19 protein-coding genes and 2 pseudogenes are annotated in these 26,506 nt (G+C 60.9%); 6 read left to right on the top strand and 15 right to left on the bottom strand.

Annotated elements, in window-relative coordinates:
- Positions 1-545: 545 nt before the first annotated feature.
- Positions 546-5,525, top strand: coding sequence for a response regulator (locus GSQ77_RS04295; RefSeq protein ID WP_158899374.1), 4,980 nt, complete (start codon positions 546-548; stop codon positions 5,523-5,525).
- Between the two features lie 272 nt (positions 5,526-5,797).
- Here GSQ77_RS04295 and GSQ77_RS04290 read toward each other — a convergent pair whose 3' ends face one another.
- Together GSQ77_RS04290 and GSQ77_RS04285 are read right to left on the bottom strand one after the other, a co-directional pair.
- Positions 5,798-6,811: an aldo/keto reductase gene (locus GSQ77_RS04290; protein WP_158899373.1), complete on the bottom strand. Its 1,014-nt coding sequence runs from the start codon at positions 6,809-6,811 to the stop codon at positions 5,798-5,800.
- Between the two features lie 178 nt (positions 6,812-6,989).
- The gene (locus GSQ77_RS04285; RefSeq protein ID WP_216854847.1) at positions 6,990-7,370 is read right to left on the bottom strand and encodes a chemotaxis protein; all 381 of its coding nucleotides are present in this window, start codon (positions 7,368-7,370) and stop codon (positions 6,990-6,992) included.
- Positions 7,371-7,519: 149 nt separating this feature from the next.
- On the opposite strand from GSQ77_RS04285, the gene GSQ77_RS04280 reads away from it, so the two are divergent.
- On the top strand, positions 7,520-7,741 hold the full coding sequence (locus tag GSQ77_RS04280; protein WP_158899371.1) for a hypothetical protein: 222 nt from the start codon (positions 7,520-7,522) through the stop codon (positions 7,739-7,741).
- 23 nt (positions 7,742-7,764) lie between these two features.
- Here GSQ77_RS04280 and GSQ77_RS04275 read toward each other — a convergent pair whose 3' ends face one another.
- The 4 genes from GSQ77_RS04275 to GSQ77_RS04260 all read right to left on the bottom strand — a co-directional run bounded on the left by GSQ77_RS04275 (position 7,765) and on the right by GSQ77_RS04260 (position 11,683).
- Positions 7,765-8,400: a riboflavin synthase gene (locus GSQ77_RS04275; protein ID WP_158899370.1), complete on the bottom strand. Its 636-nt coding sequence runs from the start codon at positions 8,398-8,400 to the stop codon at positions 7,765-7,767.
- A gap of 92 nt (positions 8,401-8,492) precedes the next feature.
- Positions 8,493-9,641 (bottom strand): bifunctional diaminohydroxyphosphoribosylaminopyrimidine deaminase/5-amino-6-(5-phosphoribosylamino)uracil reductase RibD, encoded by a 1,149-nt coding sequence (ribD, locus tag GSQ77_RS04270; RefSeq protein WP_158899368.1) that lies wholly within the window; start codon positions 9,639-9,641, stop codon positions 8,493-8,495.
- A gap of 110 nt (positions 9,642-9,751) precedes the next feature.
- Positions 9,752-11,035: a glutamate-1-semialdehyde 2,1-aminomutase gene (hemL, locus tag GSQ77_RS04265; RefSeq protein ID WP_158899366.1), complete on the bottom strand. Its 1,284-nt coding sequence runs from the start codon at positions 11,033-11,035 to the stop codon at positions 9,752-9,754.
- Positions 11,036-11,179: 144 nt separating this feature from the next.
- Positions 11,180-11,683, bottom strand: a complete 504-nt coding sequence (locus GSQ77_RS04260; protein WP_158899364.1) for a hypothetical protein — start codon at positions 11,681-11,683, stop codon at positions 11,180-11,182.
- Positions 11,684-11,919: 236 nt separating this feature from the next.
- On the opposite strand from GSQ77_RS04260, the gene GSQ77_RS04255 reads away from it, so the two are divergent.
- A complete protein-coding gene (locus GSQ77_RS04255; RefSeq protein ID WP_158899362.1) occupies positions 11,920-13,182 on the top strand; it encodes a Bcr/CflA family multidrug efflux MFS transporter in 1,263 nt (420 codons plus the stop codon).
- Between the two features lie 159 nt (positions 13,183-13,341).
- On the opposite strand, the gene GSQ77_RS04250 is transcribed toward GSQ77_RS04255, so the two are convergent.
- The 4 genes and pseudogenes from GSQ77_RS04250 to GSQ77_RS04235 all read right to left on the bottom strand — a co-directional run bounded on the left by GSQ77_RS04250 (position 13,342) and on the right by GSQ77_RS04235 (position 17,691).
- A complete protein-coding gene (locus GSQ77_RS04250; RefSeq protein ID WP_158899360.1) occupies positions 13,342-14,460 on the bottom strand; it encodes an ABC transporter ATP-binding protein in 1,119 nt (372 codons plus the stop codon).
- A 56-nt stretch (positions 14,461-14,516) separates the two neighbouring features.
- On the bottom strand, positions 14,517-15,401 hold the full coding sequence (locus GSQ77_RS04245) for a carbohydrate ABC transporter permease (RefSeq protein WP_158899358.1): 885 nt from the start codon (positions 15,399-15,401) through the stop codon (positions 14,517-14,519).
- Positions 15,391-16,257 (bottom strand): annotated as a pseudogene (locus tag GSQ77_RS04240) (carbohydrate ABC transporter permease); the annotation flags it as partial. The gene GSQ77_RS04245 and the pseudogene GSQ77_RS04240, both read right to left, overlap by 11 nt.
- 183 nt (positions 16,258-16,440) lie before the next feature.
- Entirely contained in the window at positions 16,441-17,691 is a 1,251-nt protein-coding gene (locus GSQ77_RS04235; RefSeq protein WP_158899356.1) for an ABC transporter substrate-binding protein, read from the bottom strand.
- Between the two features lie 345 nt (positions 17,692-18,036).
- On the opposite strand from GSQ77_RS04235, the gene zwf reads away from it, so the two are divergent.
- The 3 genes and pseudogenes from zwf to GSQ77_RS04220 all read left to right on the top strand — a co-directional run.
- Complete coding sequence (gene zwf, locus GSQ77_RS04230; protein WP_158899354.1) at positions 18,037-19,518, top strand: glucose-6-phosphate dehydrogenase; 1,482 nt, start codon at positions 18,037-18,039, stop codon at positions 19,516-19,518.
- A 151-nt stretch (positions 19,519-19,669) separates the two neighbouring features.
- Positions 19,670-20,353 (top strand): 6-phosphogluconolactonase, encoded by a 684-nt coding sequence (gene pgl / locus GSQ77_RS04225; RefSeq protein WP_158899352.1) that lies wholly within the window; start codon positions 19,670-19,672, stop codon positions 20,351-20,353.
- Positions 20,331-21,350: pseudogene (locus GSQ77_RS04220) on the top strand (glucokinase); the annotation flags it as partial. The gene pgl and the pseudogene GSQ77_RS04220, both read left to right, overlap by 23 nt.
- Before the next feature lie 84 nt (positions 21,351-21,434).
- Here the strand turns inward: GSQ77_RS04220 and GSQ77_RS04215 are convergent.
- The 5 genes from GSQ77_RS04215 to GSQ77_RS04195 all read right to left on the bottom strand — a co-directional run bounded on the left by GSQ77_RS04215 (position 21,435) and on the right by GSQ77_RS04195 (position 26,141).
- A complete protein-coding gene (locus GSQ77_RS04215) occupies positions 21,435-22,559 on the bottom strand; it encodes a porin (protein WP_158899348.1) in 1,125 nt (374 codons plus the stop codon).
- 293 nt (positions 22,560-22,852) lie between these two features.
- The gene (locus GSQ77_RS04210; RefSeq protein WP_158899346.1) at positions 22,853-23,620 is read right to left on the bottom strand and encodes an ABC transporter ATP-binding protein; all 768 of its coding nucleotides are present in this window, start codon (positions 23,618-23,620) and stop codon (positions 22,853-22,855) included.
- A 14-nt stretch (positions 23,621-23,634) separates the two neighbouring features.
- The gene (locus tag GSQ77_RS04205; RefSeq protein WP_158899344.1) at positions 23,635-24,372 is read right to left on the bottom strand and encodes an ABC transporter permease; all 738 of its coding nucleotides are present in this window, start codon (positions 24,370-24,372) and stop codon (positions 23,635-23,637) included.
- Positions 24,369-25,058: an ABC transporter permease gene (locus tag GSQ77_RS04200; protein ID WP_158899342.1), complete on the bottom strand. Its 690-nt coding sequence runs from the start codon at positions 25,056-25,058 to the stop codon at positions 24,369-24,371. The genes GSQ77_RS04205 and GSQ77_RS04200 overlap by 4 nt, the downstream gene beginning before the upstream one ends.
- Before the next feature lie 306 nt (positions 25,059-25,364).
- A complete protein-coding gene (locus tag GSQ77_RS04195) occupies positions 25,365-26,141 on the bottom strand; it encodes an ABC transporter substrate-binding protein (protein ID WP_158899340.1) in 777 nt (258 codons plus the stop codon).
- Positions 26,142-26,506: the final 365 nt, after the last annotated feature.

Here is a 26,506-nt window from a genome sequence, read left to right as displayed (position 1 = left end):
CGCTCCACATACCGCGCAATTATGTTGAGTCTGGCTGCAAAGCCGCGTCCCACATAGGCGAGGTTGCGAAAAGTCGTTCGTACACCGTCAGAAATACCGTCGCGCGATGGTGCCTGTAGCGAGACGTTGATAGACGGGAACGGATGGCTGCGCAGAGCGCCACTCGCTCTTCAGTCGTGATTCATAGACCCGCCGCGCTCGGCTTCCGGATCGTTCCCGTCGCGACAGCAGGTAGCCCATCTTTTCCAGCCCATGCGGCATCGGATTACATGCATTGGCGAGGCTTCTAGACGTTCGGCCGGCCGTCACAGTCTTAATTTATTTTTAAAATCAATAAGTTAAGTATATTTTGGAGAAAATTTGTCCCTCGGCTCGCCAAGGATAAAACGCTTTTGAAAAGCATTCCCCTACTTGCGCCAGCGTTGCGCATGCGAGAATGTTGCGAAAGTGGCCGGCTCGCCTTGAACTGCCGCAGCGCCCGTCTGCTGGGGTTTTGTGAACCTCCGCCACTTCAACACGACAACTGTGCCGAGGAGCTTGCGCTAATGAAGCCGGATAGACAAACGGCAGACGCGTTGCGCGTCAGTTTGAATACGACCTTCCTGAGCGGCGGCGGCGAAATGGGCGCGCTGATACGCGCACACGACTGGGGCTCGACGTCGATCGGCGCGCCGGGGAATTGGCCGCAAGGCCTGAAGACCGCGATCCGCATCATGCTCACGTCGCGCCAGCCGATCTGGATTGGCTGGGGACCGGAGCTGCTGTTCTTCTACAACGACCCCTACAAGTCGATTATCGGCGGCAAGCATCCGGTCTCGCTCGGTCAACCGACCAAGGTGGTATGGCATGAAATTTGGAGCGACATCGCGCCCCTGCTCGCCCCTGCATTGACGGGCGAAGAAGGCACCTTCGTCGAACAGAAGCTGCTGATCATGGAGCGCAACGGCTTTCCCGAGGAGACTTACTACACTTTCTCGTATAGCCCGATCCCCAACGACGACGGCAGTGCCGGCGGCATCATCTGCGCAAACAGCGACGATACCGCACGAGTCGTCGGCGAGCGTCAACTGATGCTATTGCGCGAACTGGCAGCCTCGACTGCGGATGCGCGGTTGTGGCGCGATGCCTGCGAACTTGGCGTACGCGCGTTACAGACCGATCCGCGCGATATCCCGTTTGCCCTGTTGTACGTGGCCGAACCGGGGGGCGCGAACCTCACGCTGGCCGGCGCCAGTGGCATCGAGCCCGGCCATCGCGCGGCCCCCGAGTCGATGCACGCAAGCGACGCTGCAGGCTGGCCGTTGGCGCAAGTGCTGCGTACGCAACGCCCGGCGGTCGTGAGCGATCTGGCGCAACGCTTCGGGCCGGGGCTGCCCAGCGGCCCCTGGAGCCGCGAACCGGCTCAGGCGGTCGTGCTGCCCATCGCACCCGGCGGCGAGACTGCGCGGGCGGCCGTACTGGTCGTCGCGCTCAATCCATGCCGGCTGCTCGACGACAGCTATCGGGCTTTCCTCAATCTGGTAGCAGGGCAGATCGGCGCGGCCATCGGTTACGCCCATGCGTATGAGCAGGAGCGGCGGCGCGCCGAAGCGCTCGCTGAAATCGACCGCGCCAAGACCACCTTTTTCTCGAACATCAGCCACGAATTTCGCACCCCGCTGACCTTGATGCTGGGTCCGCTCGAAGAGCTGCTCGCCAAGCCCGGTGCGACCAGCGATGCCGATCGCAACCTGATCGAGATCACGCATCGCAACGGCCTGCGGCTCCTGAAGCTGGTCAACGCACTGCTCGACTTTTCGCGCATTGAAGCCGGGCGGTTTCAGATCAGTCCCCAGCCGACCGATATCGCCGCCTTCACCGCCGAGCTCGCCTCGCTGTTTCGCTCTGCCATCGAGACAGTCGGGCTGCAACTGGAGGTGGACTGCGGACCCGTGCCGGTCATTGCAGCGATCGATCACGACATGTGGGAAAAGGTCGTGATGAATCTGCTGTCGAACGCGTTCAAGTTCACGTTCTCCGGCGCGATCAAGGTGGCGGTGCGGCAGGCGGAAGACGGCAGCATCGAGATGAGCGTGGCGGACTCGGGCATCGGGATTGCGCCCGATGAAATTCCGCGGCTTTTCGAACGGTTTCACCGGGTGGCCGGGTCGGCGGGGCGCTCGGTCGAGGGCAGCGGCATTGGCCTTGCGATGGTGCAGGAACTGGTCAAGCTGCACGGCGGTACGATCCGGGTTGACAGCGTGCCCAGCGCCGGCAGCTGCTTTACCGTCGTGTTGCCGTGCCCCACTGGACTCGTCGCCGCGCCGGAACTCGCGGTTTCCGCACCGGCCGCGCTGAGCCGGCACGCCCTTGCGTATGTCGATGTCGCGCGGCGCTGGATTCCCGCGTCGCCCGCCCTTTCCGACGTCGAGGTGGACGATACGCAGTCCCTGCAGGACCTGGCCGAAGCGCCGGCGGCCCTGCCTGCCGGACACGTCGCCGGGCGGCTGCTGGTGGTTGACGACAACGCCGATCTGCGCGACTACATGCGCCGCATTCTGAGCCAGGCGGGGCATGAGGTCACGGTCGCCATTGACGGGCAGGAGGCATTGGAGATGGTGCGGGCGAGTGCCCCTGATCTGATCGTCTCAGATGTGATGATGCCGCGGCTCGACGGCTTCGGTCTGTTGCGCGAACTGCGCGGCGACCCCGCCTTGCGCGAAACGCCGGTGCTGCTGCTTTCAGCGCGTGCGGGGGAAGAGGCGCGCGTAGGCGGCCTCGAGTCCGGCGCTGACGACTATCTGACCAAGCCGTTCTCGGCGCGGGAACTGCTGGCGCGGGTGAGCGGCAATCTGCAACTGGCCCGGCTGAGGCGGGAAACCGAGCGCAATCTGCGTGAAGAGTCGCGCACGCTGGAAATCCTTAACCGCGTCGGTAAGACAGTGGCCGCGGAACTCGACCTGAGCCGTGCCGTACAGGTGGTGACCGACGCTGCAACGGAACTGACAGGCGCCGCGTTTGGCTCTTTTTTCTATAACATGCAGCCGGATAATGGCGACGGCTACATGCTGTACTCGCTCTCCGGCGCGCCGAAAGAAGCGTTCGCGCGTTTGCCGATGCCGCGCAACACCGCGCTGTTCGCGACCACCTTCAAGGGCGAGGGCATAGTCCGCGTCGACGATGTGACGCAGGATCCGCGTTACGGCAGGAACGCCCCCTTTCACGGCATGCCGCCCGGCCATCTGACGGTACGCAGCTACCTCGCCGCGCCGGTGATCTCGCGCACGGGCGAAGTGCTCGGCGGTTTGCTGTTCGGTCATCCAGAAGCGGGGGTATTTGGTGCTCGGGCCGAACGCATCGTCGTGGGCATCGCGGCGCAGGCCGCCATCGCCATCGACAACGCGCGGCTGTATCAGGCCGCGCAAACGGAAATCGTCGAGCGCACCAGGGCCGAGGAGGCCCTGCACGAGCTGAACGAGACGCTGGAGCGCCGCGTGAGCGAGGCCCTCGCCGATCGCGACCGGCTGTGGGAGCTGAGCGAGGATCTGCTGGTGGTGGCCGGTTTTGATGGCACGCTGCAGCGCATCAGTCCATCGTGGCAAGGTACGCTCGGCTATCCGCTGCATTGGCTGCTGTCGCACGATTACATGCAACTGGTTCACCCCGACGATGCCGCCACCGTCACCGAACACCTGGAGCGCTTGCGGCTCACCGGCATGCCGGTGCGCTATAAAAACCGCTTGAAGCGCATCGACGATACGTGGCGCTGGGTGTCGTGGACCCTCTCGCTCGATACGGCGTCGGACCGCATCCACGGCGTGGGGCGCGATTTCACCGCCGACAAGGAAACCGCCGAAGCCTTGCATCATGCCGAAGAAGCGCTACGCATGGCGCAGAAGATGGAGTCGATCGGCAAGCTAACCGGCGGCGTAGCGCACGATTTCAACAACCTGCTGCAGGTGATCGGCGGAAATCTTCAACTGCTTGCAAAAGAGGTGGCCGGTTCCGACAAAGCCGAGCAGCGCGTGCGCCACGCGCTGGCAGGCGTGGCGCGCGGCGCCAACCTCGCTTCGCAGTTGCTGGCGTTCGGCCGGCGTCAGCCGCTCGCGCCGAAGGTCGTCAATCTCGGTCGCTTTATTCGCGGGCTGGACGATATGTTCCGCCGCGCGCTCGGCGACGGCATTGAGATGGAGACGGTGGTCTCCGGCGGCCTGTGGAATACGCTCGTCGATCCGTTTCAGGTCGAAAACGCGCTGCTTAATCTGGCGATCAACGCACGCGACGCGATGCGCGGCCACGGCAAGCTCACAATGGAGGCGGGCAACGCCTCGCTCGACGACGCCTATGCGCAGCGCAATGCCGATGTGACGCCAGGCCAATATGTGATGGTGGCGCTTACCGATACCGGCTCTGGCATGCCGCCCGAGGTGCGCGACCGCGCCTTTGAACCGTTTTTCACCACCAAAGCGGAAGGCCAGGGTACGGGTCTGGGATTGAGCATGGTGTACGGCTTCGTCAAACAGTCTGGCGGCCACGTCAAGATCTACAGCGAGCCCGGTCACGGGACGACGGTGCGCCTCTATCTACCGCGTGTGCGCCAGGAGGAGGATCGCGAAACGCAGGTCGACGCAGGCCCGGCCAAGGGCGGTACGGAAACGGTGCTGGTGGTTGAGGATGACGAGGACGTGCGCTCCACAGTGGTCGAGATGCTGACCGCTCTCGGCTACACGGTCCTCAAGGCCAAGGACGCCCAGAGCGCCCTGGCGATCGTGGAAAGTGGCGTGCCGATTCATCTGCTGTTTACCGATGTGGTGATGCCCGGGCCGCTGCGCAGCACGGAGCTGGCCCGCAAGGCGCGCGAGCGCTTGCCCCTCATTGCGGTGCTGTTCACCTCAGGCTATACCGACAATGCTATCGTGCACGCCGGCCGGCTCGACGAGGGCATCGAATTGCTCAGCAAGCCGTACACGTACGAGGCGCTGGCCCGAAAAGTACGCCATGTAATGAGAAATCAGCGCCGCCAGAGCCTCGATGAGACCTCTGCGGGTTCTGGTGTGCGGGATGCGAGCGCTGGTGCGTTCGCCAGGGGGCTGGGCGATGAAGCGACGCTTAAGGTTCGCCACCTTGTGGATCAGGCAAGTAAGGCCGCGCAAGCCGACGATGCGCCTGACGCCACCGATGCCGTCAATCGTCTGCGGATTCTTTACGTCGAAGACGATGAACTGGTGCGCCTGAGCACCACTGAATTGCTTCAGTCCTTCGGACTGCAAATATTTGAAGCCGACGGCGAACTTGAAGCGATGCGCATTCTGCGCGAACAGCCGGTCGACGTGCTGCTGGCCGATGTCGGGCTGCCGGAAAAATCGGGCGTCGATGTGGCAATCGATGCATGTCGGAGCCGTCCGCAACTGCAGGTGATTTTCCTGACCGGATACGACCTCGTACTGACGCCGGAACAGCGGCAGGTGCTGCCCAACGCAATTGCGCTGCGAAAGCCGTATGATCCGCTCGCGCTAATGGATGCCTTGCGACGCTGCGCCCGCTGAAGCAAGTGGAAACCGAAGCGAGTCTCGGCTCAACGCGGAGTGCTCGCTTCAGCGTCATCTGTTATCCGACTGATCGACTCATGGCTTGCAGCATCGGACTAACGACAGTTGCTGGAATTCATCGCTCGGCCTGTTGCTCAATCATCATGCGGGCCTTGGCGCCCAAGGCATCCAGCGCGAACGGCTTCGTCATCATGTCCATGCCGGAATCAAGGAAGTCTGCGATGAGAGTTACGGAATAGACCTCGCGTCGCGCGGGCCGCCTGAACCTGTCAGGCGGGAACAGGCGCGTCCTGTTCGATGAGTTTGCGCTGCTTCAATTCTGCCCAGAAGTCCGCCGGAATCCTAACCTGCAGGGAACTGTAGTCAGCGACAATCTGCTGCTCGCTGGCGGCGCCGACAATCAGGGCCGCGGCGATATCGGGTGTCGAGGAGAATTGCAACGCCGCCGCCCGAAGATCGACCCCGTGCCGTCCAGCTACCTCACGCAGCTTTTCGCGCTTTTCGATGATCGACTTAGGGATCTGGTAGTTTTCCTTGCCGTAGTTGTACCGCTGACTGCCGCTGATGAAACCAGCGTTAAGCGACGAACCCACCACAAATGAAACGCCCTTGGCGCGCGCGGCCGGGAAAACGTGGTGCAGCGCATTCTCGTGGTCGATCAGCGAGTATTGCGAGGCGAGTAGGCAGACATCCGCATCGGCGACCTCCAGCAGCTTCATGATCGGTTCCGGGCTGTTCACGCCGAGGCCCCAGCCCTTGATGATGCCTTCCTCACGCATCCGGGTGAGCGCAGGGAAAGCTCCCTTGCGCGCAATCTCGAACTGCTCCTCCCAAGCCGACGGGAGATAGGGATTGTCTGGTGAGAGGTCATGTACGAAGACCATATCGAGCGCATCCAGGCCGAGCCGTTGTAAGCTGTCCTCAATTGAGCGCTTCACGCCATCCGCCGTGTAGTCGAAGGCCACGTCGTTCGGAGACGGTGTGAAGGGAAAATATTCCTTCGCGTTATTCTGTCGCGACGCCTTGAGCAGTTTTCCTACTTTGGACGAGATCGTAAACTCGCGCCGGTCCTTGGTGTGCAGGAAGCTGCCGAACCGGCGTTCGCACAGGCCGAGGCCATACCAGGGCGAGGTGTCGTAGTAGCGGACACCCGCGCTCCACGCCGCTTCGAGTGTGGCATGGGCGGCCTTTTCCGTGATAATGCCGAACTCATTGCCCAGCGGTACACCGCCCATACCGAAGCGGACCGGGAGCTTGAAGCATTCAGTCGTGGTTGATTGCATATTGGTTTACCCCTGCGTTGAACTATCAGGTGGATGACCCGATCAGGATCGGAAAATTTACTAGCACCGTCGTAAAATAATCGGTATTCCCCCGTCACGCTTTTCGAGGAGCCCGCTCGCTTGTAACTAATGCGAGAAACGGTAATTTATGCCGCGTCTCGTAGCAAGGTCGCCGGGGCTAGACGTCGTCGATATCGCCGGTGGCGTCGCCGTCGTCGGATTCGTCGCTCTCGTCGGCCTCCAGGTCCAACTGATGCAGGCCTACTTCGCCGTCCATCCTGTCAGGCAGCACATCGCCATCCGGTCGCAGGTTCGAGTCGCCGTCAGCGCTGGCGCGCTCACCGGTCCCGTGGCGGTCGGTGTCACTGTCGAGTTCCGCCTCGCCCTGTTCGAGCGCATGCTGATCCACTTCGTCATGCGGGCCCAGCGCCCGTTGCCGCGCATTGATGGTGTCACTGCCGCTGTCGGATGAATCGCTCGGGCCCAGGGCGCGAGTGTCGTGCCCGGGCAGGGATTGTGCCGACGCGGTGTTATCGGGGTCCAACGTGCTATTGCCCATGTTCGGCTCCAGGGGTGACAAGGGGTTTCGATGCAAATTCGGATCGGCGGGGACCCGTGTCCCCGACATTCGCCATATCCTGAGTTCAGGGTCGAGCAAGCGGCGTTCCCGCTGCGACAGTTCTTGCGCAGACAGCGACGCGCCCCCTTATGATCTCGATTCAAGCGTGTTCGAACTGGCATCTGATCAATCTGTCGAAGATCACGCCCTGCGTGAGCGATGCGATGACGTGGCTTTCCCCGCGCGTGGGCGGACTCAGTGGTACGGCGATGGTCGCGCTGAGAGATCCAGCGGCGGGAGACGGCAGCGGGTTCGCCGGCTACTACGCGACGCTCGACTATCAGCTCGTAGCCTTAGCGAGACGACAGTAACCGTCGATTTTTGACAAGCCAAATTATTTCAACGACTTATAGCCATTCTGAGACGTAGCGAGCATCCGCTCCACATACCTTGCAATCAAATCGATCTCCAGATTCACCTTAACCCCCGCACGCAGATGATGCAGCGTGGTGACTTCCACCGTATGCGGAATCAGGTTGATCGAAAATTCGCAACCTTCAGCGAGGTCGCTCACCGAGTTCACCGTCAAGCTAACGCCGTTGACCGTAATGGACCCTTTGTAGGCCAGATAGCGACCGATTTCCCGAGGCGCCAGAATTCGCAATTCATGCGATTCACCAACCGGTGCGAAATGCGAGACCGTACCCAACCCGTCGACATGGCCCGACACGATATGGCCGCCCAGCCTGTCGTGTGCGCGCAGCGCCTTCTCCAGATTGACATCGCCCGGCTGGTCGAGCCCGGCGGTTTTGCTGAGACTTTCGCGCGACACGTCGACTGCGAATTGATGGCTGGTTTTCTCCACCACCGTCATACATGCGCCTTGGATAGCGATGCTGTCGCCCAGCCCGACATCCTCCAGCCCGAGATGGGCTGCTTCGATCGTAAGACGCACGCCGGCTTCAGGTTCGGAGCCCAGTGCCGTGATGGTTTCGATACGGCCAACCGCCGCTACGATGCCAGTAAACATATTCGTTTTCCTTCGCTACAAAAAAGAGTCGCCGCATTGGCGTGGCGATCGCGGTGTCCATGCGAGCCCCGCCGCGTTTGTCATCCACTTTACTACTGCGGTGGAGCCGCTTCGACCGCCGGCGGCGCGGCGCCGAAGCGCGCCAGAATGCGCAAGTCGTCACCGATGCGCTCCACCGTGTGGAAATTCAGTTGCGTGCTTTCGGCCAGGCTTGCCGGCGCGGGCAGTCCAAACATGCCCGGCCCGGCAAGCGGACCATCGCCCAGCAGCATCGGTGCGATATACATCAACACTTCATCGACGCAGCCTTCGCGTATCAGCGAGCCGTTGAGCTTGTAGCCTGCTTCGACATGCAATTCGTTGATGCCGCGCTGGCCGAGCAACTTCATCAGCGCGGGCAGATCGACCTTGCCGTCCGGGTTGGGCAGCGCAACCACTTCGGCACCGCGCGCGCGCAAAATCTCGGCTTTTTCTTCGAGCTCGGCATCGAGCGTGGCGCACACGATCAAGATCGGTTCGCCTTCCAGCAGACGCGCGTCCGGCGACAGGCCGAGCCGGCTGTCGACCAGCACGCGTAGCGGCTGACGCGGTGTCTCTACGTCGCGTACGGTCATGCGCGGGTTGTCTTCGCGCACGGTGCCGATGCCGGTCAGGATCGCGCAAGCACGAGCGCGCCAAGCGTGGCCGTCGGCGCGGGCGGCGGGGCCGGTGATCCATTGGCTCTCGCCGCTGGGCAGCGCCGTGCGGCTATCGAGGCTGGCGGCGATTTTCATCCGTACCCAGGGCCGCGCGCGCGTCATGCGGGAGACAAAGCCGATGTTGAGTTCGTAGGCTTCTTTTTCCAGCAGGCCACAACGTACGTCGATGCCGGCATTGCGCAGCATGGTCAAGCCACGGCCCGATACGCTCGGGTTCGGGTCTTCCATGGCCGCAATCACGCGGCTCATGCCGGCTTCGATCAGCGCGTTGGCGCAGGGGGGCGTGCGCCCGAAGTGGCTGCACGGTTCGAGCGAAACATAGGCGGTGGCACCACGTGGATCATTGCCGCGCGCGCGGGCGTCTTTGAGCGCCCGCACTTCGGCGTGATCCTGGCCGGCTGGTTGCGTATAGCCTTCACCGATGACTTGCCCGTCTTTGACTAGCACGCAGCCGACTCGTGGGTTCGGCGCGGTGGTGTATAGACCGAGCGCGGCGAGCTCAAGCGCACGCTGCATGTAGGTGAAATCGGTGTCTGAGAACATCGTTATCCGTTGGAGCTGTGCAGCAGCGTTAGGCTGCTGCTTGATAAAACGCGTAAGCCGCTGCTTAAGAACGCGTAAGCCGCCGCTTAATAAGACACCAGCGCGCTCGATTAGTGCTCCAATGCGCCGAATGCCTGTCGCGCCGCGGCCAGCGTCGCCGCGATGACCGCGTCGTCATGCGCGCTGGAGACAAAACCGGCTTCATAGGCGGACGGCGCGAAGTAGACGCCCGCGTCCAGCATCGCGTGAAAAAATGCGTTGAATTGACCGATATTGCAGGCCGAGACTTCGCTGAAGCGACGCGGCACCCGCTCGCTGAAATAAAGGCCGAACATGCCGCCGATACTGTCCGCGCAAAACGGCACGCCGGCGGCCTTCGCCTCGTGCGTCAGGCCTTGAACCAGTTGTGCGGTGCGTTCGCCTAGCCTTTGATGAAAGCCTTCTTCCTGTATCACTTTCAGGGTGGCGAGGCCCGCGGCTACCGCTACAGGGTTCCCCGATAGCGTGCCTGCCTGGTACACGCCGCCCAGCGGCGCCAGATGCGCCATGATGTCGCGCCGGCCGCCGAATGCCGCCGCCGGCATGCCGCCGCCGATGATTTTGCCCAGGCACGTCAGGTCCGGTTCGATTTCGTACAATGCCTGTGCGCCGCCCAGTGCAACTCTGAAGCCGCACATCACTTCGTCGAAAATCAGTACCGCGCCATGCTTGGTGCATAGCGTGCGCATCGCCTGCAAAAATGCCGGGTCCGGTTTGATCAGATTCATGTTGCCGGCAACCGGCTCGACGATCACCGCGGCGATCTCGTCGCCCAGCGCAGCGAACGCCGCCTGCAGTGCCTCCACATTGTTGTACTCGAGTACGGTGGTGAATTGTGCGATCTCGGGCGGCACGCCGGCCGACGTGGGGTTGCCAAAGGTCAGCAGCCCGGAGCCGGCTTTCACCAGCAGACTGTCGGCATGGCCGTGATAACAGCCTTCGAATTTGACGATGCGGCTGCGTCCCGTATAGCCGCGTGCTAGCCGCAGTGCACTCATGGTGGCTTCGGTGCCGCTGGAAACCATCCGGACTTGCTCGATCGACGGCACGAGCCGGCAGATTTCTTCGGCAAGTTCGATTTCGCCTTCGGTGGGTGCGCCAAAACTAAAGCCGTTGGCGAGCACGTTTTGCACGGCTTTCAGGACGTCAGGATGGACATGCCCCGCGATCATCGGCCCCCATGAACCGATGTAGTCGATGTAACGTTGGCCGTCTGCGTCCCAGAAGTAGGGGCCTTCGGCGCGCGTAATGAAGCGCGGCGTGCCTCCGACCGAACGGAAGGCACGCACAGGCGAGTTGACGCCGCCAGGGATGGTTTGCTGGGCGCGTTCGAATAAAGTCTGATTCCGGGACATCGAAGTTTCCACAAAGTATGAAGCGCGAGCGGCCAGCAGCGTGAGTTGTGGGTGCCTGCTCGCAGGTGTTTGAATTGTACCGGAGTGCATGTTGCGGCGCGCCGTCGGCCGGCTCGCTGCTGGCCGGCTTCCTGAGCCGCGCCGTCAGCCCCCTCGAGCGGGCTGCGCGCTCGCCGGGGCGGGCGGCCCCCGACGAGCGCCGGTGCGCTGCGCCCACAATTTTTCGAGCGGACCTTCGACCATCGGCTTGATCAGGTTACCGGAGCTTTGGGCGTCCCATTGCTGCACCGAAAACGGGTGGCTGCGCAACTCTTCCCGAGTGATGACCACTTCGTGATGCGCGTCCACCAGCCAGTCATACGTGAAGTCTATGACTAACCGATAGCCGCGCTTGCGCTGCGGGTCCGGTACCTCGTAAGGCGCACGGGTGACCCAGCCCGAAGCGAACAGGCCTTTGGGTTCCTGGGCGACGCGGTGTATGAAGACCCGGTCGCCGGGCACCAGGCCGCGCGAGAAACCGCAGCCCCAGCTATCGGGCACAGGCATAGACAAACTCAGCGCTTGACGACGCGCGACCTCCGCGCAGATATCGGGTAGTTCGGGCCAAGGCCATTTGCGTGGGCTCCAGATCAGCAGGAAGGCAGTCATCGATGCTCAGTCATGGTGTTGTCGGCGGGTGTCCCCGGGTTTGACGGCTATGGCGGTCGCGCAGAGTGCTCAAGCGCGGCGGTCGCGCGCACCGGCGTTATTTTGGCGTAAAACCCGTGTGAGGGCAGCGGTAAGCGGGTTTTGCCGACACCGCTACCGATTTAATTGCGTGCGCACGCGTTCGCTCCGCTAAAATGCAGCCTTATCCGCACTGACCTGTCAGGTCAAAATTACCGATGTTTTCCTCTACACGCGCGCGTGCGCGGCCCACGTCAACAGGCGCGCACGGCGCACCGTCCGGGCAATCCGATTGGCGTCTTATTTTGCTGCTCGGCGCACTGGCCGCATGCGGGCCGATTTCGATCGATATGTATTTGCCGAGCTTGCCGGCCATCACGCTCGCCTTCCATGTGACGGCGGGCGTCGCGCAAGGCACGCTGACCAGTTTCATGATTGGCTTCTCGCTGGGCATGCTGCTCTACGGTCCACTGTCGGATGCGTATGGGCGCCGTCCCATATTGTTGGGCGGCGTCGGTTTATACGTGGCCGCTACCCTGGCTTGCGCATTGGCACCTGGGATCGGCATGCTGGTAACCGTGCGTTTTATCCAGGCCTTGGGCGCCGGAGCCGCGTCGGTGCTGGCGCGTGCAATCGCGCGCGACACCCATGCGCCGCACGAGGCCGCCAAGGTGCTGTCTCTGTTGGCGATCGTGACATCGTGCGGGCCGCTGGTGGCGCCGCTGATCGGCGGCCAATTGCTGTTGTTGGGCAGTTGGCGCTTTGTCTTCGCGGTGTTGACGTTTTACGGCCTGGTCAGCCTCGTGACCATCATCTACCGGGTGAATGAGAGTTGGCCTGTGGAAAAGCGCGCCAAGTCCGCGCTGCGCGTGTCGTTCAACGCTTACCGCCATATGCTCGCCGATCCGGTGGTGTGGGGCCACACGCTGTGCGGCGGTATGGCGTTTGCCGCCATGTTTGCCTATATCACCGCGACGCCTTTCGTGTATATCAATTACTTTCACGTTGCGCCCCAGCACTACGGCTTCCTGTTTGGTCTCAATATCGTCGGCATCATGCTCGGCAATCTCGCCAATACCCGATTGGTGCACCGGCTGGGTCCGCTCAAGATGATTTCGGCCGCGGCAACCGTTTCGATGTTTGCCGGGCTAGCCGTAGCGATAGTCGGCTGGACAGGGTGGGGTGGATTGGCTGCGCTTGCTGCGGCGCTGTTTTTCGTGGTCGCCGTGGTCGGGATATTGTCGGCTGACTGCACCACCGAAATGATGCACCGCTATCCCAACAACGCTGGTGCGGCGGCGGCTTTGTTCGGCGCGACGCAGTTTGCCTTGGGGGCATTATCGAGCTTGGCGGTGGGCGCTCTGCAGGATGCCGCGGGTTCGCCTCGCGCCATGGCGACGGTGATTGTGGCTTGCGGCCTGGTCTGCTATGCGGCGCGAGCGGCCATCATGCGCTGGCATACGTTGCCGGCGCGCGCTTGAGGTGGGGCCGTGTGCATCTGAGGCGGCGGCCGTGCATCTGATGCGGCGGCCGTGCACCTGAGGCGGCGCCCACCTGCGCTAGCAGCTGCGGCCGTATGCACTTGAGACCACATGACCCGGAGCCTGGAACGACGCATGGCGGCCTATGCCTATAGCGCGTCACGCCAATCGCACATGGCGTAGCGTATCGAACAGCACCGCTTTGGATACATCGAACAACAAGGGCATGGTTTCCAGCGCGCGCGGCTCGGCGGCAGGGTGGACCCGACAGGTAACCCGTTGCCCGTTCACCTTCGTGTACACCAGCGTATCGGGCCCGGTCGGCTCCACGACATCCACATGCACCAGGATTTCCTGCGGCGGCGTCGGACCGCTGCTTTGGGCATGTCGCATGTCGGTGATGCGTTCCGCGCGCAAGCCAAGAATCACGATGCGATTCAGATGCTCATGCAAGCTGTGCGCGAGGAAGGGTAGCTTCAGGACTGTACGGGCCTGGCCCGTGTCCAGCTCCATGCCGACGTGCTGACCCACGGTGACGAGCTCACCACGGATGAAGTTCATCGGCGGTGCGCCGATGAAGCCGGCCACGAATAGATTGGCGGGGTTGTCGTAGATCTCCTGGGGGGCACCGAACTGTTGCACCACCCCATCCTTCATTACCGCAATCCGATCGCCCAAGGTCATTGCCTCGATCTGGTCGTGAGTCACATAGACGATAGTCGTGCCCAGCCGTTGGTGCATCAATTTGATTTCGGCTCGCACTTCGATGCGCAACTTGGCATCCAGATTCGAAAGCGGTTCGTCGAAAAGAAACATCGCCGGGTCGCGCGCCAGTGCGCGGCCCATCGCAACCCGTTGGCGCTGCCCGCCCGATAGCTGGCCCGGTTTGCGATCGAGCAGATGCGAGATCTGCAGCGTTTGCGCCACGCGTTCGACAATGGCGGTTCGCTCAGGCTTGGGTGTTTTGCGTATTTTTAGGCCGAACGAAATATTGTCGCGTACCGTCATCGACGGATACAGTGCGTAGGATTGGAACACCATCGCAATGTCGCGATCTTTCGGCGGCAAATGGTTGACGGCTTTCCGGTCGATCAGAATATCGCCTTGCGTGACGGGCTCGAGCCCGGCAATCATATTGAGCAGTGTGGACTTGCCGCATCCGGAGCCTCCGACCAGAATCAGAAACTGACCGTCCTCGATATCAATGTTGACGCCCTTGAGAATCGGTACACCGTTTGCGTAGGTTTTATATACATCGCGAATGGAAAGACTAGCCATGCGTAAAATCCTCGATCAAGTTCATGAATGTGTCAGCCCGGGTGTTACCCCGGGGGTCACCCTTTAACGGCGCCGGCCGTCAGGCCACGGACGAAGTAACGACCGGCAAGCACGTACACCAGCAGTGTCGGCAGCGCTGCGATCAAGGCGCCGGCCATGTTGACGTTGTATTCCTTCACACCGGTAGAGGTGTTCACCAGGTTGTTCAGCGCGACCGTAACCGGCATGGAATCGACGCCGGAAAAGACGATGCCGAACAGGAAGTCGTTCCAGATCTGCGTGAATTGCCAGATCAGGCAAACCATGAAAATCGGCAGCGACACCGGCAGCATGATGCGAGTAAAAATCAGGAAAAATCCCGCTCCGTCGATACGCGCCGCTTTGACCAATTCACTGGGAACGCCCAAGTAGTAATTGCGAAAAAACATGGTCGTGAAGGCCAGGCCGTAAATAACGTGCACGATGACCAGGCCTGATGTCGTGTTAGCGAGCCCCAGCATGCCTTCCAGGCGAGCCATGGGCAGCAGGATCGCCTGGAACGGAATGAAGCAGCCCACCAGCAGCAGCGTGAACAGCGTGTTGGCGCCGCGAAAGCGCCAGTGGGTCAATACGTAGCCGTTGAGGGCACCGACGATGGAGGAAATCAGCACCGCCGGAATCGCCATGCGCAGCGAATTCAGGAAGAACGGTTGCATGCCATCGCAGCGCACCCCAGTGCAGGCCCCGCTCCATGCTTTCAGCCACGCCGCGAAGCCAGGATGAAGGGGCAGGCTTAACATGTTGCCGGCGCGCAGGTCGTCGAGATTCTTGAGCGAAGTCGAGACCATGACGTACAGCGGCACCAGGAAATACAGCGCAAATAGCAGTAGCACCGCGTAGATGAAAATCCGGTTGACCGGAACGCGGCGGCGGTGGGGCGGCGCAGTGAGTTCAACGTTCATGACGGTTGCTCCTGGATTCCAGATACATCAACGGGACCAGCACAGCGACCACCGTGGCCAGCATCATGACCGAGGACGCCGCGCCGACTCCGAGTTGTCCGCGATTGAACGAAAAGGTGTACATGAACATCGCGGGCAGCGACGACGCGTTGCCGGGGCCACCGGCTGTCAGCGCGACAACGAGGTCGAAGGTCTTGATTGTCAGGTGCGCGAGGATCAGCGCCACCGAGAAAAAGACGGGCCACATGCCGGGGATCACGATTTTTCGATACACGGTGGGCAGCGTCGCTCCATCGACCTGGGCGGCCTTGAAGATGTCGGCGTCGACGCCTCGCAAGCCGGCAAGAAACAAGGCCATGACAAAGCCGGTCGATTGCCAGACGGCGGCAATCACGACGCAAAAAATCGCTTTGTGCGGGTTATCGAGCCAGTCGAAACCGAACTGTGTCCAACCCCAGTCGCGGAACACTTTTTGCATCCCGAAGTCGGGGTTGAGTATCCATTGCCATGTGGTGCCTGTCACGATGAACGACAACGCCATCGGGTACAGGAAAACCGCGCGCAAGGCGCCTTCACAGCGGATCTGCTGATCGAGCAGGATTGCGAGAAACAGGCCCAGCGCAATGCACACAGCCATGAAGGGAATGCCGAACCAAGCCAGGTTGGCGGCCGAGGTCCACCACACCGCGTTGGCAAAAAGATCGGTGTAGCGGCCCAAGCCGTCGAAGGTGAAGTTCGGCATGAGCCGCGATGGCGTCAGCGACAGATAGCCGGTCACTGCCATGAAGCCATACACAAATACGAGACTGAGAACCAGACTCGGCGCGAGTACCAGGCGTGGTATCCACGCGTCGGCCAGAGTGGACCCGCGTCGAGGCGTGCGTTTCGATGCGGGGATAGGCTTGCTCGGGGCGTCGGTAAGGGAAGCGGACACGGCTTGACTCCTGAAAAGGACCCGCGGCAACGTTGCCGGCGATCGTCGCAGTGGGCCATAACGACGCGTCACCACTGCGGCTTGTTACAGCGGGTCGATGCGGACTTAGCGAGTTTTAGCGGCCTGGGCGAGATTCTCAAGCGCAGCTTGAACACTTTCGTTCGAGTTCATGAACTGGGTCACCGCATCGGTCATCGCGCCCGAGATCGCTTCGCTCTGTGCCATGCCGTGAGCCAGCGAGGGCAGGTAGGTGCCGCTTTTCAGCGCCACCTGTTCATCGGCATAGGACTTTTTCGCGCAGGCGTCGAACTGCTCCATGGGCATGTCGAGTCGCGCGGGCACTGAACCTTTGTTAAGCGCGAACTGCATCTGGAAATCGGGGCTCATGATGGTGCGGGCCAATGCAAGCTGACCTGGCGTGGGGCCGCTCTGAGTCTTCTTCTGGAAGAATGCGAACGAATCCACGTTGTAGATGAACGACTGCGCGGTCCCAGGCACCGGCGCGCAAATATAATCTTTGCCCACGCTCTGGTGCGCACTGGCAAATTCGCCTTTGGCCCAGTCGCCCATGAATTGCATGCCGGCTCGGCCATTGATGACCATCGCGGTGGCGAGGTTCCAATCTCGCCCGGAGCGTGCGTTATCGAAATAGCCCTGGATACGGCGCACCGTCTCGAAGACCTGGGCCATCTGCGGCGAAGCGAGCGTGGCGGGATCGAGATCGACGATCGCTTTTTTATAGAAATCGGCCCCTTGCGAAAGCACGACGGTTTCCCAGATCGTCAGGTCCTGCCATGGTTGACCGCCGTCGGCAATGGGAATGTAACCGGCCGCCTTGAGTTTGTCGGCGAGCACGAAAAATTCCGGCCAGGTCGTCGGCGGTTGCGCACCGACTTTCTTCAGCGCCGCGGCGTTGAACCACAACCAGTTGACCCGATGCACCGAGAAAGGGACCGCGACGTAGTGACCACCGTCTTGCATCAAGGTATTGATTTGACGCGGCAAAAGCTGATTCCAACCTTGCGCTGCGGCATCGATCTCGGTCAGCACACCTTCATCGGCCCACGCCTTGATGAGCGGCCCCTTGATTTGGGCGGCGCTAGGTGCATTTCCGGAAATAACCTGGGTTTTCAGCGTCGTCATTGCGGCGGCTCCGTCGCCGCCCGCGATGGCGAAGTCCTTCCAACGATAGCCTTGCTTTTCCATATCGTCTTTTAGGACCGCGGCCGCCTTGGATTCGCCGCCCGAGGTCCACCAATGCAGAACTTCCAGCGACTCGTTGGCGCGCGCTGCGGGGACCGCCACAAAAATTCCTGCGGCGCACAACGCCGCGATTGCTCGGTGTAGTTTTGACATCTTCTCCTCCAGGTTGATGACCGCGAGATTCTCTCCTTATTTTTCTTTTAAAATTGAGATAACTACGGTCTACTGAGCAATAAATTCGCGCGATATTATTCGGATGCGTTCTCGAAATGCCAGCGCGGTCACGCAGCATCGCACACGGCCGCGGTGAGCAGCCGGTTCGATACGTTAGGTCTAGACTAGACGCGAGCGATGTCCAAATTTCAAATCTGGCCCCTATCCTCGGTGCCCGATCGTAGGTAAACTGCACGTAGTTAAACTACAATTCAGACCAGCCACAATTTCAAGTCGAGGCGCATTTCGCCAGACTCTTACCCAGACTGTCCACAAGGAAGGCCTATGCAAGCGGAGCCCAGTTTTACTTTCGTGTTGTTCGGTGGAACGGGCGATCTGTCGATGCGCAAGATTCTGCCGGCGCTGTTTGCCGCGCATCAGGGCGGCACTTTGTCGCCACAGGGCAAGATCGTGGCGGTTGCACGTGATGAGCACGACACCGATAGTTACCGCGAGTGGGTCGACCGGCATGTGATCGAACATGTCCGGCGCCGGGTGGCCATGGCCACGTGGGATGCTGGGCTGTGGGAAAGCTTCAAGGCACGTCTGTCCTATGTGCGTCTCGATCTCGGGCGGCGCGAGGATTTCGGCGCACTGCGCGAGAATCTCGACGCGCTCGACGCCTGCATAGGCACACGGGTCTTCTATCTCGCCACGGGGCCCTCGTTATTCGTGCCGGTGTGCCGCGCTCTGGCCGATGTCGGCCTGAACCGCGGTGCGCGCATCGTGCTCGAAAAGCCGCTCGGTTACGACTTGAAATCGTCCACCGCGATCAACGACGCGGTCGGAGAGATATTCGAGGAACAGCAGATCTATCGCATCGATCACTATCTCGGCAAGGAGCCGGTACAGAATCTGCTGGCGCTGCGGTTTGGCAATACCTTGTTCGAACCTTTGTGGCGGCGCGAGTGGGTCGAAAGCATACAACTGACGATCGCCGAGGAGCTTGGGGTCGAGGGGCGCGGCGATTTCTACGACCAGACCGGTGCGATGCGCGACATGGTGCAGAATCATCTGCTGCAACTGTTATCCATCGTGGCGATGGATCCGCCGCATTCGATGGACGCCGACAGCGTACGCGACGAGAAGCTTCGGGTGCTGCGCGCGCTCAAACCGGTCGAGCCCCGCGATATCAGCAAGATGGCCGTACGGGGTCAGTACCACGCCGGCACGATACGCGGCGTACCGGCTGCGGCTTATCAAGCGGAGCCCGGGGTGAGAGACGGCAGCGGCACCGAAACCTTCGTCGCACTCAAGGTCGAAATTGACAACTGGCGTTGGGCCGGCGTGCCGTTTTTTCTGCGCACGGGAAAACGCTTGGCTGACCGCGTTGCGGAGATCGTCGTCAATTTCCGCGCGGTGCCGCATTCGGCATTGGGTCCGAGCGCGTTGCGGCCTGGCGCCAACCGGCTCGTGATCCGGCTGCAGCCTGACGAGTCGATTCGACTTTATTGCCTGGCCAAGCAACCGGGCGAGGGCATGCAGTTGCAAAGCGTGCATCTCGATCTGGCTTTCGACCAGTTTTTCAAGGATGAGCGGATGGACGCTTATCACCGATTGCTGCTCGATGTTATCCATGGCCGGCTCGCGCTGTTCGTGCGGCGCGACGAGCAAGAGGCAGCTTGGCGCTGGGTCGAGCCTATTCTGAACGAGTGGAGCGCTCAGCGGTCTATCCCTAAGCCGTATGGCGCGGGCACTTGGGGGCCGGCGGCGGCGAGCGCCATGCTGGCGCAACATGACACATGCTGGCTGGAAGAAGAGAACTGACGCAAAGGATAGACCCAGGAACTGTTGCAAAGGATAGACCCAGGGGGTTGATCCAGGCACTGATGCCGTGAATTGACCCAGGCACTGATGCAGGGACTGACCCGGAGAACTGAAGCAGCCGGTCCGGCAACACCCGAGACGAGGGGGCAATGTGATCGAGTTACACAATTTTGATACGCCGGCGCTGCAGGCCAATGCGCTGGCTGACGCGGTTGCGGGCGAGCTGTCCGCCCTCTTGGCAAAATCGGCCGAACGACCGGTGCTCGCTGTTTCGGGCGGGACCAGTCCGCGCGCATTGTTTGCCGCGTTATCCACGCGACCGCTTGAATGGGCGCAAGTCGATGTGACATTGGTCGACGACCGCTGGGTGCCCGAAGACGACGCTGCCAGCAACGCGGCATTGGTCAGGACGACGCTGCTGCAAAATGCTGCCGCGGCGTGCCGGTTCTGGCCCCTGGTGGACACGGCGGTCGAGCCCGCGCAGCAGGTCGCGGCGCTCAATGCCGATCGACAGCGGCGCGTGCCCGATGTGGCGGTGCTCGGTATGGGCGACGATGGACATACCGCTTCGCTGTTTGCCGATGCCCCCGAATGGGACTTGGCCACGGCTACGGCTGCGCACTTTGCGCTGACGAACCCAGTCACCGCACCGTATGCTCGGATTACGTGGTCGCTGCAAGCATTGAAGGCCGTACCCAAGCTGTTTTTGCTGATTTCCGGTCAGCACAAATTGGACGTGCTACAGCAAGCGGCGGCAAACGAAACGAAAAACGCCATATCCAAGTTGGCGCACGACAAGAGGATACATATCGATGTCTACTGGAGCGCAGGATAAGGCAGGTCGGTCGCGGCGGGGCCCGCATTCGGATGGGCCGCGCCTGCTCGCCGACGTCGGCGGCACGAATGCTCGATTTGCGCTGGAGTGGGAGCAGGGCGACATACGTTCGGTCCGCGTTTATCCGTGCGCCAATTTTCCCGGCATCGTCGACGTCATTCGGAAATATCTCGCTGACGAACAGGTTGCCGGTGTGCAGCATGCCGCGATTGCGATCGCCAATCCGGTCGATGGCGATCAGGTGCAGATGACCAATCACGACTGGCGCTTCTCGATCGAGGCGACGCGGCTCGCGGTGGGTTTTGACACGCTGCTGGTGGTCAATGATTTCACCGCGCTGGCCATGGCTTTGCCGGTGCTCACCGATACTCAAAGCGTGCAGGTCGGCGCCGGCACGCGGCGTCCGAATACGGTCATCGGCTTGGTCGGCCCTGGAACGGGCCTGGGTGTTTCAGGCCTGGTGCCGATGGGTGACCGATGGTTCCCGCTGCACTCGGAAGGTGGACACGCCAGCTTCTCGCCCACCGATGAGCGCGAGGACTACGTGCTCTTGTACGCGCGCAAACATTGGCCGCATGTCTCGTTCGAGCGTGTCGTCTCCGGCCCCGGCATTGCGCTGATCTATCGTGCGTTGGTGCAGCGCAATCAGGAGCGCCAAGAACACCAACCGCTCGATGTGGTCGAGCGAGATACCCCTGCCGTGGTTGCGCTGGCGCTGGCGGGCGACCCGTTGGCGCACGAGGCACTAGACTGTTTTTGCGCGATGCTGGGAACGTTCGCCGGCAACGTTGCCGTGACGCTAGGCGCGATGGGCGGTGTTTATATCGGTGGTGGCGTGGTACCGCGACTCGGCGATTTCTTCGCGCAGTCGTCGTTTCGCCGGTGCTTCGAAGCCAAGGGGCGTTTTGAAGAGTATTTGAAACAGGTCCCGACCTACGTGATCACGGCCGAATATCCGGCCTTCCTGGGCGTCGCCGCGATTCTCGCCGACCAGATCGGCTGACAGAAATACGGCGCGCCACTGAATGTGGCGCGCCGTATCGCATGCCCTTGGCCCGATGGTTAAAACATTCCCAACTGCTTAGAACGCGTGATTGATACCGGCGTATAAACCGGACTGACTATGCCCGGGCAATGGGTTTTCCGGGTTGGTCGAGCCCGGCGTATTTTGCGTGGTGGCCTCCAACGAGAAATTGCCCTTGGCGCTGTTACGAACCACGGCGCCCGTCAGATAAAGCAGCGTGCGCTTCGAAAGCGCGTAAGTGCCGCCCGCTTCATACATCGTCGCGTTGCCCGCGCCGTTGTTGGCATTGATATGAAAGCCGCCGACCGTGACAGCGACGAACGGGTTGGCCTGATAGGTCAATCCCAGCCATTCGTGGTCGGCTTGAGTGGGCGCGCCCGCTACTGCGGCCGGTGCGCTCATGTGCGTATAGGCGGCCTGGATCTTGAACGCACCCAGGTTGACCCGTCCGCCGACAAACACTTCGCGAGAGTAGTTATACAAATCATCGAATTTGCCATTTTGGCCGTCGCGCAATTCGTCGTAGATGACGCGCGCCATGAAGTTCGGCGCGGTATAGGTCAGCTGCAAGCCGTCTGAGCGTCCAAACGGCGCGGAGCTGGCCGTCCCCTGATTGAAATTCGAATTGTTGGTCAGCGCGTATTGACCCGCGAGATCGAAGCCGTTGATGGTTGGGGTTTTGTAGTTGAGCGTATTGCTGGCCTGAAACCAACTGCGGCCACGCACCAGCGAGGCCGACGACCACGCTTGCTGCACGAACGGATCGAAATCCCAGACGCCATTGGAAATGAACAGCGAACGGCCTGCCTGAAATGTACCGTAGGTGTCGTTGGTCAATCCGAGTAGCGCATAGCGTTGGAAATACTGCCCGGTAGCGGGATTGCCGGCGGTGCCTACCGCGGTGTTCAAGCCCGATTCGAGCTTGAAGATGGCTCGCGTGCCGCCGCCCAGGTCCTCGGTGCCTTCCAGGCCCAACATTGCGGTACCCCAGTCGCCGGATTGCGCGCGCACGCGAGAGGTGCTTTGTCCTTGTGCATTGCTTACGCCATGCATATATTCGACTCCGTTATCGAGCCGCCCGTAGAGGGTGACGCTGCTTTGGGCGTGGGCGGAGATAGCGATACTGCTAAAGATTGTTGCAAAAATTGTTGCGGTTAGCTTTCTTTTCAATTTCTTATGCATCAACAACTCCGTAGTACGACTAAACATAAAAGCTCGCGTTCGACCAACTCGCCGCACACGCGCGAGCGGACGTGTGCGTGGGCAATGACCGTGAGGTCAAATGACTTCGAACGCGTATGTTAGGGACTTCTACTACTGAGCGATGAGGTGGCTAAAAAATAGGGCTAAGCGCAGTATTTACGCGGCGCAGGGATGGACGTACGGGACGAGAGGGACGGGCGTGTGTTGCTGTAGTGGTTCAACGAGGGGGAGGGCAAACGGTGGACTCGTAGGAAAAGTCCGACCGTTTCAGTTTATTTCAAGCTGCCCGACAAAAATCGCTTGAGACGTTCGCTGCGAGTCTGCCCGAACACTTCGTCCGGTGTGCCTTGCTCTTCGACCACCCCTTGATGCAGAAACATAACCTGATTGGATACGTTGCGCGCGAAGCTCATCTCATGCGTCACCACGATCATGGTGCGACCTTCTTCTGCCAGCGTCTGCATCACCTTCAATACTTCGCCGACCAGCTCCGGATCGAGCGCCGAAGTCGGTTCGTCGAACAGCATTACGTCCGGGTGCATCGCCAGTGCGCGCGCAATAGCGACCCGTTGTTGCTGGCCGCCGGACAAGTGCGAGGGGTACTTGCCCTCGACATCGCGGCCCAGCCCCACTTTATCGAGATACATGCGTGCACGCTCTTCGGCCTCGGCTCGCGAAAGCCCGAGCACATAACGCGGTGCCTCGATGATGTTTTCGAGCACGGTCAGATGCGCCCACAAGTTGAAATGCTGGAACACCATCGCGAGCCGGGTGCGCACCCGTTGCAGTTGCTTGGGATCGGCGACGCGCAGCGCGCCGCGACGGTCATGCACGGTGCGGACTTCTTCGCCGTCGACAATGATGCGCCCGGCGTTCGGTTGCTCGAGAAAATTGATACAACGCAGGAACGTGCTTTTTCCCGAACCGGATGAACCGATGATGCTGATGACGTCGCCGGCCTTGGCTTTTAGCGAAACGCCCTTGAGGACCTCATGATCTCCATACTGCTTATGAAGATCGTCGACGAGCAGTTTATACATAGGGGTTTCCTGGGTCATGACTGTGCCTTGGGTAGCCTTGCGCGGCTTTGCGGTTGGAGGTAGGCCAGCCAGCGGCGCTCGGCTCGGCGAAACAGCCAGACGAGGGTGAAAGAGATGATCAGATACAGCAAAGCCGCCAGCCCGAATGCCTGGAACGACAAATAGGTGGCCGAATTGGCGTCGCGCGCCACTTTCAGGATATCGGGCACGGTCGCGGTGAAGGCAACCGTCGTCGCGTGCAGCATCAGTATGACTTCGTTCGAATAGAACGGCAGCGCGCGCCGCAGCGATGACGGCAAAATGATGCGCCGGTACTGTGTAAAGCGCGACATGCCGAACGCTCGGGCGGCTTCGATTTCTCCATAGGCCATCGCCTTGATCGAGCCGGCGAAGATTTCCGTGGTGTAGGCGCAGGTGTTGAGCGTGAAAGCCAGCAAAGTGCAGTTGTACCCTTCGCGAAAAAATTCACCCAGCAGCGGTTGGCCGCGCACCCATGACAGGCTGTACAAGCCGGTATAGCAAATCAGCAACTGTACATAGAGCGGGGTGCCACGAAAGAGGTAGGTGTAGAACCAGACCGATCCGGACAGCCAACGGTTTTGCGACACGCGCGCCACCGCGAGCGGAATCGACAGGCAGAAGCCGAGACCGATCGAGACCGCCAGCAGCCACAGCGTTACGGCTACGCCGCTGAAGTGGTAACCGTCGGTATAGAGGTAGGCGCGCCAGTAGGTGTTGATCAGTTCAATCATAGCTGGGCCTTTCGCACGCCGATGGAGTAGCGGCGTTCCAGCCAGATCAGGACGAGGTTCGAGACGGTCGTGATAGCGAGATAAATGGCCGCCGCAATCAGCGTGAATTGGAAGAATTGCAAGGTGCCCTTGCCGGCATCCTGGGCGGCTTTGACAACGTCGGCCAGCCCGATGATGGAGACCAGGGCCGTGGCTTTGACCAGTACCTGCCAGTTATTGCCGATGCCGGGCAGCGCGAAGCGCATCATTTGCGGAAACAGGATGCGGCGGAAAATTTGCGGTCGCGTCATGCCGTAGGCGACGGCCGCTTCGATCTGGCCGCGCGGCACGGAAAGAAAGGCGCCGCGAAACGTCTCGGTGAAGTAAGCACCGTAGATGAAGCCGATCGTCAGCACGCCGGCAAAAAACGGATCGATATCGATCGTGTCGAGGCCGAGCCAGTCGGTCAATTGATTGAGCCAGATCTGCAGGCTGAAAAACAGCAGCAGCATCAGCACCAGGTCCGGGACGCCCCGAATCAACGTGGTATAGCCAGTGGCGATGCCGACGGCCAAGCGGTTGCCGGAGAGTTTCGCGCCGGCGCCGATCAGCCCGAGCACGAACGAGACCAGCAGCGACAGCAGCGATAATTGTATTGTTTGCACAGTACCCGCGAGCAGCACGGGGCCGTAACCTTCCAAAAACATCTTGTATCCTTCGCGGCGCGACCCGGTCCAAGCGCAGTCTGCGCGTGGCGGGAGGGTGGCCCGGCTATAAGCCCACTGCGCCAACTGGGCCGACTGAGCCAATCAGCCCGGGTGGTCCATGTGAGCCGGCATCGCGCAACGTCAAAGTGCGCCAAATCACTGGATTCGATGCTAAAAGAGCCCCGCCTGTCGGCGAGGCCCCTTCAGGGACTTAAAAATGCAGAGCCGCGCAGACTCGTTTTCGGCTTCAGCTCAGCGTAACCACACGCTGCGACCTCTGCAAAGCCTGCCGAGTCTGGCGCGTGCTTACTTGCCAGCGTAGATGCTGAACGAGAAGTACTTCTTCTCGAGTTTGTCGAATTGACCGGTCTTGTGCAGGTCGGCCAAAGCGGCGTTCAGTTTGGCTTTCAGATCGGTGTCTTCTTTACGCAGGCCGATCGCGGTACCGTCGCCGACCGTTTTCTGGTCGTTGATTTCCGGGCCGGCAAACGCGAAACCCGCGCCGCGTGGGGTCTTCAGGAAGCCGACGTCAGCTTGAACTTCGTCTTGCAACACGCTGTCGAGACGGCCAGCCAGCAAGTCGGCGTAGACCTGATCCTGGTTTTGATACGGCACGACAGTGACGCCCTTGGCTTGCCAGTAAGCCTTGGCATACGCTTCGGCCGTGGTGCCTTGCTCGACGCCTACGTGCTTGCCTGCCAGCGATGCCGGCGTGGGCAGCAGGGGCGAACCGGTTTTGGCGATCATGCGGATCGGTGCGTCAAACAGCTTGTCCGAGAAGTCGATCTGCTCGCGACGCTGGTCGGTCACCGACATCGACGAAATGATGGCGTCGAACTTCTTGGCCTTCAGCGCGGGAATCATGCCGTCGAAATCTTGCTCGACCCAAATGCATTTGGCGTGGATTTTCGCGCACAAAGCGTTGCCCAGATCCACGTCGAAGCCAATGACCTTGCCGTCCGGTGCCTTCGATTCGAACGGCGGATAGCTCGCATCGACGCCGATCTTGACGGTCTGCCAATCTTTTGCGAAAGCGCCGGTGGCAACGGCGGCGAGAGCGATACACAGTGCGATTTTTTTCATAGGTCTCCGATACCAGTGATGTAAGTCCCAGCCCCCACTACCGGGTGCGGGCAGGATGCCATTTTAGGCCCGTCAAAAAGTGCCGCAAGCTCTAAACAGCTCAAGCTGAATAATGTCTCTATTTTCATAATATGAAAATAAATGCTGGCAATGACAAATATACCCGATTAGCACGCTCGTTCGAAATAAGTCCCGGAACGAAGTTCGATCTGACTGTTTTGACGAGCAAGGCGGGCGCATTTTATCTCAACCGGCGGGAGTGTAGTGAGACGGAGCGACAAGGCCGCCAGCTGACAAAAATGAGATGAGGTGTAGAGCAGGTGCGGGCGAGAGCGAGGGACGGCAGGGGAAACCGGTACAGCCGA

Origin of the sequence: Burkholderia sp. L27(2015), from assembly GCF_009765705.1 — a bacterium.
In the GTDB taxonomy this organism is placed as follows: Bacteria; Pseudomonadota; Gammaproteobacteria; order Burkholderiales; family Burkholderiaceae; genus LMUX01.
This window is presented reverse-complemented; position numbering and strand designations above follow the sequence as displayed.

Excerpts from the sequence above, each read along its gene's own strand:
- GSQ77_RS04295 (WP_158899374.1), top strand. The coding sequence starts at position 546 with ATGAAGCCGGATAGACAAACGGCAGACGCGTTGCGCGTCAGTTTGAAT.
- GSQ77_RS04290 (WP_158899373.1), bottom strand. The coding sequence starts at position 6,811 with ATGCAATCAACCACGACTGAATGCTTCAAGCTCCCGGTCCGCTTCGGT.
- GSQ77_RS04285 (WP_216854847.1), bottom strand. The coding sequence starts at position 7,370 with ATGGGCAATAGCACGTTGGACCCCGATAACACCGCGTCGGCACAATCC.
- GSQ77_RS04280 (WP_158899371.1), top strand. The coding sequence starts at position 7,520 with ATGATCTCGATTCAAGCGTGTTCGAACTGGCATCTGATCAATCTGTCG.
- GSQ77_RS04275 (WP_158899370.1), bottom strand. The coding sequence starts at position 8,400 with ATGTTTACTGGCATCGTAGCGGCGGTTGGCCGTATCGAAACCATCACG.
- ribD (WP_158899368.1), bottom strand. The coding sequence starts at position 9,641 with ATGTTCTCAGACACCGATTTCACCTACATGCAGCGTGCGCTTGAGCTC.
- hemL (WP_158899366.1), bottom strand. The coding sequence starts at position 11,035 with ATGTCCCGGAATCAGACTTTATTCGAACGCGCCCAGCAAACCATCCCT.
- GSQ77_RS04260 (WP_158899364.1), bottom strand. The coding sequence starts at position 11,683 with ATGACTGCCTTCCTGCTGATCTGGAGCCCACGCAAATGGCCTTGGCCC.
- GSQ77_RS04255 (WP_158899362.1), top strand. The coding sequence starts at position 11,920 with ATGTTTTCCTCTACACGCGCGCGTGCGCGGCCCACGTCAACAGGCGCG.
- GSQ77_RS04250 (WP_158899360.1), bottom strand. The coding sequence starts at position 14,460 with ATGGCTAGTCTTTCCATTCGCGATGTATATAAAACCTACGCAAACGGT.
- GSQ77_RS04245 (WP_158899358.1), bottom strand. The coding sequence starts at position 15,401 with ATGAACGTTGAACTCACTGCGCCGCCCCACCGCCGCCGCGTTCCGGTC.
- GSQ77_RS04235 (WP_158899356.1), bottom strand. The coding sequence starts at position 17,691 with ATGTCAAAACTACACCGAGCAATCGCGGCGTTGTGCGCCGCAGGAATT.
- zwf (WP_158899354.1), top strand. The coding sequence starts at position 18,037 with ATGCAAGCGGAGCCCAGTTTTACTTTCGTGTTGTTCGGTGGAACGGGC.
- GSQ77_RS04215 (WP_158899348.1), bottom strand. The coding sequence starts at position 22,559 with ATGCATAAGAAATTGAAAAGAAAGCTAACCGCAACAATTTTTGCAACA.
- GSQ77_RS04210 (WP_158899346.1), bottom strand. The coding sequence starts at position 23,620 with ATGTATAAACTGCTCGTCGACGATCTTCATAAGCAGTATGGAGATCAT.
- GSQ77_RS04205 (WP_158899344.1), bottom strand. The coding sequence starts at position 24,372 with ATGATTGAACTGATCAACACCTACTGGCGCGCCTACCTCTATACCGAC.
- GSQ77_RS04200 (WP_158899342.1), bottom strand. The coding sequence starts at position 25,058 with ATGTTTTTGGAAGGTTACGGCCCCGTGCTGCTCGCGGGTACTGTGCAA.
- GSQ77_RS04195 (WP_158899340.1), bottom strand. The coding sequence starts at position 26,141 with ATGAAAAAAATCGCACTGTGTATCGCTCTCGCCGCCGTTGCCACCGGC.